Genomic DNA, 9190 nt, shown 5'->3' with positions numbered 1-9190 from the left:
GGCATGTGCCACTCGATCTACTTCGCCGGCCCGGAGGACCTGACTCTCGAGGTGGCCACCTCAGCGAAACCGATCGACGGGCGGGCCTGGATCGACCCGGAGGTCGTCGAACTCGCCGGCATCTCGCCCGACGAGCTCAGTCGCTACCGCAAGCCTGCCGAGTACGCGTCGCCTGACACCGCCGTTGAGCAGCCCGATTTCGACCCGTCGCTGCCCTGGCAGCGCGGCATTCCCCAAGAGGTCTACGAGATGCTCATCACGACGCCCGACGAGGTGATCGCCGAGCAGATGAGCGAAGCCACCCCGCCGGTGCTCGTCGAAGGGTGACCTACAGTACGACGCCGCAAGCCGATCGATCACGAGGAACCGATGTCCACGAACCAACCGTCCCCCTCCACACTGGGCGTCGATCTCACCGGAAAGGCGATCATCGTCACGGGAGCCTCGAGCGGCATCGGCCACCACATCGCCGGGACCTTGGCCGCCAATGGCGCGACCGTCGTCCTGGGTGCTCGGCGAGCCGATCGACTGGCGACGCGGGTCGACGAGATCACCGATCGAGGAGGGCGTGCACTCGCACTCCCGCTCGACGTGTGTGACTCCGAGAGCGCCCGGTCGTTCCTCGCCGACGCCGAGGCCGAGGTGGGCCCCCTCCACGCGCTCGTGAACAACGCCGGTGTCGAATCGACCGACACGTATCTCACATCCGACGAGGAGGCTTGGGACCGGGTGATGGACACCAACCTCAAGAGCGTGTGGATGATGAGCAAGTTGTTCAGCGAGCAGGTGATCCGCAACGACATCGTGGGCGCAACGATCGTCAACATGTCGTCGCTCACGGCCGAGCGGGCGATCAAGGGCCAGTTCGCCTACGTGGTCAGCAAGGGTGGCGTGAGCCGCCTCACCGAGGTGATGGCGCTCGAGTCGGCACGGCACGGAATTCGCGTCAACGCCCTCGCCCCGGGCTACATCCACACCGCCGCCACCGAAGCCCTCACCGGGTCCGATCTGGCAGCCGGCTTCGAGCGCGCCATTCCGATGCGCCGATTCGGGCAGTTCGAGGACCTCGACGGGCCACTCCTGTTGCTCGTCTCCGAAGCGTCGGCATACATGACGGGCAGCGTGATCCGCGTCGACGGCGGACACGCCGTCCAGAGCCTCACCCTCTGACCACGTCGTCTACGGCGAGAGGGTGGACGGGAACGTCGTGGCCCCGAGCACCATCATGGTCTTCGTCCCGGCGACCTGTCCGGACCCGCGCAGTCGATCGACGACCCGTTTGAGGTCGCGGACATCGCGGACTCGGAGCCACACGAGCGCGTCGGGGTCGCCGGCCATCGTGAACACCGCTTCCACTTCCGGGATCCCCTCGCCGATCGCGGCGATCTCGTCGACCCGCGCGTCGCCGGTGAACCTCAGCTCGGTGAACGCCTCCAACGGCCGATCGAGGCGGGAATGGTCGACCACGGCGGTGTAGCCACGGATGATCCCGGTTTCCTCCAGCTTGTCGATCCGCCGTTTGACGGCCGGGGCGGACAGACCGACGGCGGCACCGATCTGCCCGAAGGTCGCGCGAGCATCGACGGTGAGCCGGTCGAGGATCGCGCGATCGATCGAGTCGACGGGTGCCTCATCGCTGCGTTTCACGCAACGAATCTACTCAAGCGGCGCTACAGCGGCGATCCATTGCGTAATGTCGTTGACCTAGCGACTACTTCTTGCGTCCAGGCTCCGGGTTCGGCACAGTGTTCTCGTGACAACAGCGTTCGCCCCACCGTCGACCTCCGCCGCGCCCGACGTCGCCACCCTCGAGTCGATCCAGCAACGCCTCCTGTGGTTGGCGACGCGCATCATCGACTCGGCGAATCACGACCGACCCGCTGACGAGATCAAGGTCGGTGGACACCAGGCGTCGTCGGCGTCGATGGTGACGATCATGACGAGCCTGTGGTTCGCTCACCTGACTGGCGCCGACAAGGTCGCCGTCAAACCGCACGCATCACCCGCGTATCACGCGATCAAGTACCTGTGCGGCGAGCTCGATCCGTCCTATCTCACCCGGCTCCGCGAGTTCGGTGGGCTCCAGGCGTATCCGAGCCGCACGAAGGATCCCGACGTGTTCGACTTCTCGACCGGATCGGTCGGGCTCGGCGTCACTGCGCCGTTGTTCGCGGCGTCGGCTCGTCGGTACATCGACACCCACTTCGAGCGTGCGGAGCAGACTCCGGCGCGGTTCATCGCACTCGCGGGCGACGCCGAACTCGACGAGGGGAACGTGTGGGAAGCGATCAGCGACCCGGCACTCCATGGACTCGGCAACGTCATGTGGGTCGTCGACACCAACCGACAGAGTCTCGATCGCGTCATCCCCGAACAGAAGATCAAGAAGCTCATCGACTTCTTCCAAGGCGCGGGCTGGCACGTCGTCGAGGCGAAGTACGGGTCGCTCCTCGAGGAGGCGTTCGCGCGACCAGGTGGCGAACGGCTCCGTGACCGCATCGAGGAGATGTCGAACGAGCAGTACCAGTCGTTGTTCGGGGTCGACGGGGCGGAGTTGCGCCGCAAGTTCCTCGAGGGTGCGAGCACCGAGATGGTCGATTTCCTCTCCCAGTGGGACGACTCCGAGATCGGCGGGCTGCTCCACAATCTCGGTGGCCACGACATCCCGAAGTTGCTCGACAGCTACCGCGAGTGCGACGAGACCCCGGACCGCCCGAGCGTGGTGTTCGCCTACACGATCAAGGGCTGGGGACTCCCCGTTGCCGGCGACCCGCACAACCATTCCGCGCTGCTGACGACGGACCAGGTGGCGGAACTGCGCTCGTCGTTCGGGCTGACCGCGGACAACGAGTGGGACCGTTTCGATCCGCAGTCCGATGAGGGTCGTCTCTGCGAGATCGTGGGCAGCGAGATCAACAACGTCGCTCCGGCACCGCGGCCGATCATCGAGGTTCCCGAGTCGGTCGGAACGGTTGCCCGGAAGAAGGCGGTGAGCACCCAGGAGACGTTCGGGCGTCTCCTGGCGCGGCTCGCCGATCATCCTGAGATCGCACGTCGCATGGTCACCACCTCACCGGACGTCAGCGTGAGCACCAACCTCGGTGGATGGATCAACAAGGTCGGCGTGTTCCACCCGACCGGTCAGCACGACTACCTCGGTGACGAGCGCATCCTCCGCTGGAAGGAGAGCGCCGAGGGCCAACACATCGAACTCGGGATCAGCGAGATGAACTTCTTCCTGATGCTCCACGCGCTCGGGTTGTCGCACGAACTGCACGGAGAGCATCTGCTGCCGGTCGGCACGTTGTACGACCCGTTCGTGTGCCGGGGTCTGGACGCACTCGTCTACGCCCTCTACAACGGTGCCAAGTTCGTCTTCGCCGGGACTCCCGCCGGGGTCACGCTCTCGCCCGAGGGCGGCGCACACCAGAGCAGTATCACCCCGTCGATCGGCCTCGAACTCCCCGGCCTGTCGTACGCGGAACCGGCCTATGCACGCGCTCTCGACTGGTTGCTGTGCGACGGGATGAGCCGCCTCTCCGCCCCGGACGGCGACAGTCTCTACCTGCGACTCTCCACCCGACCGATCGACCAGGTCCCGTTCGAAGATCTTGCCGAGCAGCGCGGCGACGAGTTGCGCGCCGACGTGTTGGCCGGCGGTTACCGCTTGCGCGAGTCCGGTGAGCGCCCGGCCGAGGTCATCATCGCGGCGTGCGGCCCACTCGTCACCGAGGTCCTGGAAGCCGCCGAAGCGCTCGAGGCCGAAGGTGTCCCTGCGCTCGTGCTCGACATCACCAGCTCCGATCGCATGTTCAGCGAGTGGCGTGGCGTCCTCCGCGACGCTAGCCGCGGAGCCCGGTCCGCGGCGCCCTCGTTCCACCTCGCACGACTGTTGCAGCCGCACGAACGGCGCCTGCCGATCGTCACGGTCCACGACGCCGCCAGCCACCACCTCTCCTGGCTCGGAAGCGTCTTCGGGGCCCGGGTCGTTCCGGTGGGAGTCGACGAATTCGGCCAATCCGGCAAGATCCAGGACCTGCATCGCGAGTTCGACATGACGAGCGAGCAGATCGTCAACGCCGCCCTCGTCGCAAGCTGCTGATCCCAGGGGCGATCGCGCGCTCCACGTCGTCCGACTTCCATCGAACCGGTTGTCGTTCCGCTCGATCAGAGCTTCCAGTCGAAGCCGGTTTCCTTCTCCGAGAGTTCCCAGAGTCGTTCCGTGGTCGCCTTGTCGTAGGCGAACGGCTCGAGTGTCCCCTTGCCGACAGGGCCGACCCATTCGTTCCTGCCGGTCGGCCCGTAGAGGGCTCGCTGCTCGAGGCCGTCTTCGGTGGCGCACATGACCTCGGGGTAGGCACCCTTCTCGGCGGACTGGACCATCGGCGACATCGACATGAGCTTGAACATGATGCGGGTCATCAGATTGCCGCTGGTCGTGATGAGCGAGGTGCGCGACGAGCCGGGGTGACAGACGTAGACCTCGACGTCGGAGTTCGCGGCTGCGAGCCGGTCCTGGAGTTCGTAGGCGAACATCATCTGCGCCAGCTTGCTCTGGGCGTAGGTCTTGTTCTGGTGGTAGTTGGCGTCCCAGTTCATGTCGTCGAACTGCATCGTGCGGATCCCCATCTTGTAGCCGAGGCTGGCAACCACCACGATGCGACCGTTCGATTCCTCGATGCGCTCGAACAGCAGCCCGCTCACGAGGAAGTGGCCGTAGTGGTTCGTTCCGAGCATGCTCTCGAAGCCGTCGACGGTGAGCTTCTGTTCGGGGACCTGCGCGATGGCCGCGTTGCAGATGAGCGCATCGATGCGTGGAACGGTCTCGAGAATCTCGTCGGCGGCGGTGCGGACACTGTCGAGCGACGCGAGGTCCATGCGCACGAACGACACGTCAGCACCCGTTCCGAATTCCTCCTTCAGCTTGGCGACTGCCGCTTCGGAGCGCTCGGCGCTGCGGTTCAGCATCACGACCTTGGCGCCCTTGCCGAGCAGGATCCTGGTCGCCTCGAACCCGGCGCCGGCGTTCCCGCCGGTGATGAGATAGGTCTTGTCGTTCTGGGGACCGAGGCGTTCCGGCGTCCAGCCGTGCGGTCCGAATGTTGTCGTGTCTGCCATTGCTCTTCCTGTCGTTGTGGGTTTCGATTCGACGATAACTCTCGGGTTCGATCCTGAACAGACCGATACATCGCCATTACATGCCGATTCGTCTCATTCGCATTTCCCTTTTCGCATCGCGCGACTACGTTGCGCACATGAGCAGGCAACAGATCCGGCGACTGATCGAGGACCGGGTCAGCGAGGACGGCCTGGTGGACACCGGGGTGACGGGCGTGAAGCTCTTTCGCGTCACCGAACCGGTCCGCTGCTCCCCCGCCGTGTACGAACCCACCCTCGTGGCCATCGTGAGCGGGACCAAAGAAGCCATCGTCGACGGCACGTCACACGTCTACGACGCCAACCGGTACATGTGCTGTGCGATCTCGATGCCCGTCGAGGCCGGGACGCCGATGGCGTCGCCCGACGACCCGCTCCTCGGAGTCCAGATCGCGCTCGACCCGAGAGTGATGACCGAACTGGCCATCGCGATGGAGAACGCGGCCGGCGCCATCCGAGAACCCAAAGGCGGCCCGATCCCACCGGGGATCACCCTCGCTCGATGGGACGACGCGTTCACCGACGCCCTGTTGCGACTCGTTCGACTCGGCGACAACCCGGTGGACCTGGCGGTGCTCGGCGACGCCCGGCTCCGCGAGGTGTACTACGCGCTCCTGAAAGGGGAAGCAGGCCCCGCGGCGCGGCGCGCCTTCGGTGTCGGAAACGAGATCGCCCGGGTGATCGAGCACGTGTCGTCCCACCTCGACGAACCGATCACCATCGACGACATGGCCACACATGTGGGCATGAGCCGCGCCGTGTTCCACCGCAAGTTCAAACAGGCCACCACGATGTCCCCGATCCAGTTCGTCAAGGCGATCCGCCTGAACAACGCCGCCATGAGCATCGCCGGAGGAACCACCGTCAGCGAAGCAGCCGGCGACGTGGGCTACGCGAGCACCTCGCAGTTCAGCCGAGAGTTCAAGCGCATGTACGGCCAGTCACCGAAACAGTGGAGCCACACCAACAAGCCACTGCCCGCGGGACTGATCTGACGCACGCAGATTCCCGACCGAACCCGATCACTCTGCCGACGCCTCCGACAGTGGCGCCCAGCCCGATCCCACGACGGAGATCGAGACGCGGCTCGGCCTCGCCCGTGTGCCAGCTCCGCCTGCGCAGCCGCCAGGAGCAGGGACGCAGCACAACATCGACCGCTTGCACGAGCTGGGGATCCATGAATCGCACACCGCTCGCGTTCGACCCCGCGAAATTCGGTGCACGGTCACACGCGTTCGCGCGAAGGTGATGGCCTGGTCGCGGTCGGCGCAGGGGGTGCGCCGGGGCGACCTGGGGAAGAGAGGCAACGACATGGCCGGTCGATTCGTCGATCTGGACCTGGACACCGGCACCGGTGTCGTCGACCTCGGCGCGACGCGCGACCCACTCGATCTCGGCCACATCGATCCGTCGGCCGGTCCACCTCCACCGTCCATCGAGCACACACCGGGAGCCACCCATGTCACCACTCGTCCTCATGCTCGTCGCCGTCGCGGTGCCGGCGGCGTTCTTCGTGTCGGCATCGGCCGGCCTCGGCGGGTCGCTGATCATGGTGCCGACCATGATGCTGATCCTCGGCACCAAGGAGGGCGCGGCGATGGCCGCCCTCCTCCTGGCGATGAACAACGTCGCCAAGGTGGTCACCTACCGCCGGGTGATCCCGTTCAAGGCCGCTGCCGGCGTGGTCGCGCTCACCTTCGTCGGCGTGGCCCTGGGAGCGACGCTGTTGCTGTCGGCACCCGATCGCGTCATCGAGGTCGCGGTCGTCCTCGCCATCGTGCTCACGTTGATCGCCGAACTGGCCCAGGTCCCTGGCCGCACCGCCTGGGCGGCGCCACTGGCACTGGGGGCCGGGCTCACGTCGGGGTTCAGCGGCACGTCGGGACCGTTGAAGGGAGTGGCGTTGCGATCGCTCGACCTGGACCGGAGACACCTGGTGGGCGCCGCGTCGCTGGTGTCGCTGGTCGGCGATGCGACGAAGACCGCGATCTTCGCCGAAGCCGGGCTCCTCGGTCGCGCCGAGTGGCTCGTCATCGTGGCGCTGATCCCGGTGATGATCGCGGCCACGGCGTTGGGTTCCCGATTCAACGATCGGGTCGGCGAGACCGGCTACAGCGTGCTGTTCTGGTCGGTGATGGGCGGCTACCTGTCGCGGATCCTCCTCTGGGGCTGAGCGCCACCGCAACCGACACTGCGGCGACGATGCTCGACGCGGAAAGCGACCACCGATGGGGCTGATCGACGATCTCATCGTCATCGACGGCGGATTCGACTGGTTCGAACGTCTCGGTGACGGCATCACCCTCGAGCCGGGCCAGCTCACCGACAGCGAGTTCGACGTGCCGATCGGCGAGTTCAGGACCGTGATGAACTCGGTGATCCGACTGGTCCTCGACCTCCCCGTCGGTGCGACGCCGACCGTCGTGTGGACGCTCGGCGACAACGAACTGCTCGTGCACAGCGACGAAACGACGGTGAGTTGCTCGAGCGGGGTCATCACCGTGACCGCGGTGGTCGAGTGCGACCAGTGCGACAAGGTCGCGATCCCGATGCCGTTCGGCGTCGGGACCCGCACCGCCAGGGCCGGTCTCGTCATGTCGACGTTCACCGACCTGCAAGGCCCGCGGTCGATCACCGACGTGTGGACCGACCCACTGACGGCGTTCGCCTGGGAGACGCTCCTCGAGACCGCCCGGGTCATCTGCGCCGACGTCGGAAATGACAATCGGGGTCGTCCGCTCGTACCGGGCAGCATCGGCGCCGCGCCCGATGTCGTGCTGCTGCAACCGATCGCCCGCCACAAACTGACGGCGGAGGCCTGACCATGTCACTCGACATCGGCGACGAACTCGGTGCATTCGGCGACCTGACCGAAGCAGTCGGTCTGACGATCGACGGCGAGCTCAACGGCGACTGGTTCCTCGACCCGCTCGGCGACGAGACGGCGTCGCCGCCGGGCCTCGCCTCGATCGTCTACAGCGACCACCAACGCGAGTCGTTGATCGCGTTCGTCGACGAGGTGCTGGGCGCGCCCGACCGCACCACCGACGACGGCGCCACGTGGGTCCCGCTCTTCAGCGACTCGGGAGCGACCGTGTTCGCCGTCGTCGCGGCAGACGACGGGCCGGCCCGCGTCGGCTTCGGCATCGAATACGAGACGACCGGCGCCGCCCCGACCGTTGCGATCCGGGCCCACGTGCCGGTGTTCCAGTTGCCGCGTGCCGGCCAGACCACGCTCGCCGACACCGGCAGCCTGCCCGACTGGCTGGTGCTCGGCGCGGTCGGTGGGCGGATCGAGATCGGCGCCCAGGTCGTGATCTCGACCGCGAGCCCCACCCCGGGCGAAGCGTTCCTGGGCGGCATCTCGGTCGGGCTCGCGATCCCGACGAACCCGGGCGATTCCTTCGCGCTCGACGTCGAACTCGAGCGGCTCCAACTGCCGGGGACGACCGCGCCGAGGGATCTCGCGCTGAACGTCGACTCCCTGGCCGACGTCGGGACCGATGTGCTCGAGTTCGTCGTGGGCATCCTCCAGGCGCAGGCCGACGCCCTGGACCCGTCCGACCCTGCGACCGCTCCGTTCGCGGCGCTGGCGGCCCTGTTCGGGTTGCGGACCACTCCTGGCCTGCCGCCGTTCCCCCTCGACGACCTCTTGACGAGTGGCGCCAACGCCGCGATCGCGTGGATCGAGTCGATCTTCACGGACGACACGAGCCGCGACGCCTGGCTGGCCGCCCTGGCCGATCTGGTCGGCGGCACGCCGAACGCCGGCCGGGACGCGATCGAGTTCACCGCGGGTGTGGTGACCGGCTCGGTCGGGGTCCGCGTGAGCCCCGCGGCCGGTGGTGGCATCACGATCACCCCGTGGGTCGAGGTCGCGCTGCGGCCCCGCAGCGGATCGGAAGCCCGGCTGCACGCCGACGTGCTGACCGCCGACACGACCGACGCATCGTTCGGCGCCGTGCCTGCGCTGTCGGCGACCGCCGCGTTCGGGCGCGACGCGGGGGCCGCCTCCGACCTCCTCGACACGCCG

General features: G+C 67.1%; 8 protein-coding genes and 1 pseudogene. 7 read left to right on the top strand and 2 right to left on the bottom strand.

From position 1 onward, the window contains the following. Window positions 1–327: pseudogene (locus ON45_RS08020) on the top strand (VOC family protein); the annotation flags it as partial. 42 nt (window positions 328–369) lie between these two features. Beyond that, a complete protein-coding gene (locus ON45_RS08015; RefSeq protein ID WP_051062715.1) occupies window positions 370–1170 on the top strand; it encodes an SDR family NAD(P)-dependent oxidoreductase in 801 nt (266 codons plus the stop codon). A 9-nt stretch (window positions 1171–1179) separates the two neighbouring features. Here ON45_RS08015 and ON45_RS08010 read toward each other — a convergent pair whose 3' ends face one another. Next, entirely contained in the window at window positions 1180–1647 is a 468-nt protein-coding gene (locus ON45_RS08010) for an Lrp/AsnC family transcriptional regulator (protein ID WP_040493126.1), read from the bottom strand. A gap of 106 nt (window positions 1648–1753) precedes the next feature. On the opposite strand from ON45_RS08010, the gene ON45_RS08005 reads away from it, so the two are divergent. After that, window positions 1754–4102 carry a thiamine pyrophosphate-binding protein gene (locus ON45_RS08005; RefSeq protein WP_051062714.1) on the top strand — a complete coding sequence of 783 codons (2349 nt, stop codon included), beginning with the start codon at window positions 1754–1756 and terminating at the stop codon, window positions 4100–4102. A 65-nt stretch (window positions 4103–4167) separates the two neighbouring features. Here ON45_RS08005 and ON45_RS08000 read toward each other — a convergent pair whose 3' ends face one another. Continuing rightward, the gene (locus ON45_RS08000; protein WP_040493125.1) at window positions 4168–5118 is read right to left on the bottom strand and encodes an SDR family oxidoreductase; all 951 of its coding nucleotides are present in this window, start codon (window positions 5116–5118) and stop codon (window positions 4168–4170) included. A 137-nt stretch (window positions 5119–5255) separates the two neighbouring features. Here ON45_RS08000 and ON45_RS07995 point away from each other — a divergent pair, with 137 nt between their 5' ends. The 4 genes from ON45_RS07995 to ON45_RS07980 form a co-directional block, all read left to right on the top strand. Beyond that, on the top strand, window positions 5256–6152 hold the full coding sequence (locus tag ON45_RS07995; protein WP_040493128.1) for an AraC family transcriptional regulator: 897 nt from the start codon (window positions 5256–5258) through the stop codon (window positions 6150–6152). Between the two features lie 464 nt (window positions 6153–6616). Continuing rightward, a complete protein-coding gene (locus ON45_RS07990) occupies window positions 6617–7330 on the top strand; it encodes a sulfite exporter TauE/SafE family protein (RefSeq protein WP_040493127.1) in 714 nt (237 codons plus the stop codon). 55 nt (window positions 7331–7385) lie between these two features. After that, window positions 7386–7979, top strand: a complete 594-nt coding sequence (locus ON45_RS07985) for a hypothetical protein (RefSeq protein WP_040493124.1) — start codon at window positions 7386–7388, stop codon at window positions 7977–7979. 2 nt (window positions 7980–7981) lie between these two features. Beyond that, on the top strand, window positions 7982–9190 hold a 1209-nt coding region (locus ON45_RS07980), incomplete at its 3' end, for a hypothetical protein (protein ID WP_040493123.1).

It is taken from the genome of Ilumatobacter nonamiensis YM16-303 (genome assembly GCF_000350145.1).
Classification (GTDB): Bacteria; Actinomycetota; Acidimicrobiia; order Acidimicrobiales; family Ilumatobacteraceae; genus Ilumatobacter_A; species Ilumatobacter_A nonamiensis.
This window is presented reverse-complemented; position numbering and strand designations above follow the sequence as displayed.

Coding starts and splice junctions, on each gene's coding strand:
- ON45_RS08015 (WP_051062715.1), top strand. CDS start 370: ATGTCCACGAACCAACCGTCCCCCTCCACACTGGGCGTCGATCTCACC.
- ON45_RS08000 (WP_040493125.1), bottom strand. CDS start 5,118: ATGGCAGACACGACAACATTCGGACCGCACGGCTGGACGCCGGAACGC.
- ON45_RS07995 (WP_040493128.1), top strand. CDS start 5,256: ATGAGCAGGCAACAGATCCGGCGACTGATCGAGGACCGGGTCAGCGAG.
- ON45_RS07990 (WP_040493127.1), top strand. CDS start 6,617: ATGTCACCACTCGTCCTCATGCTCGTCGCCGTCGCGGTGCCGGCGGCG.
- ON45_RS07985 (WP_040493124.1), top strand. CDS start 7,386: ATGGGGCTGATCGACGATCTCATCGTCATCGACGGCGGATTCGACTGG.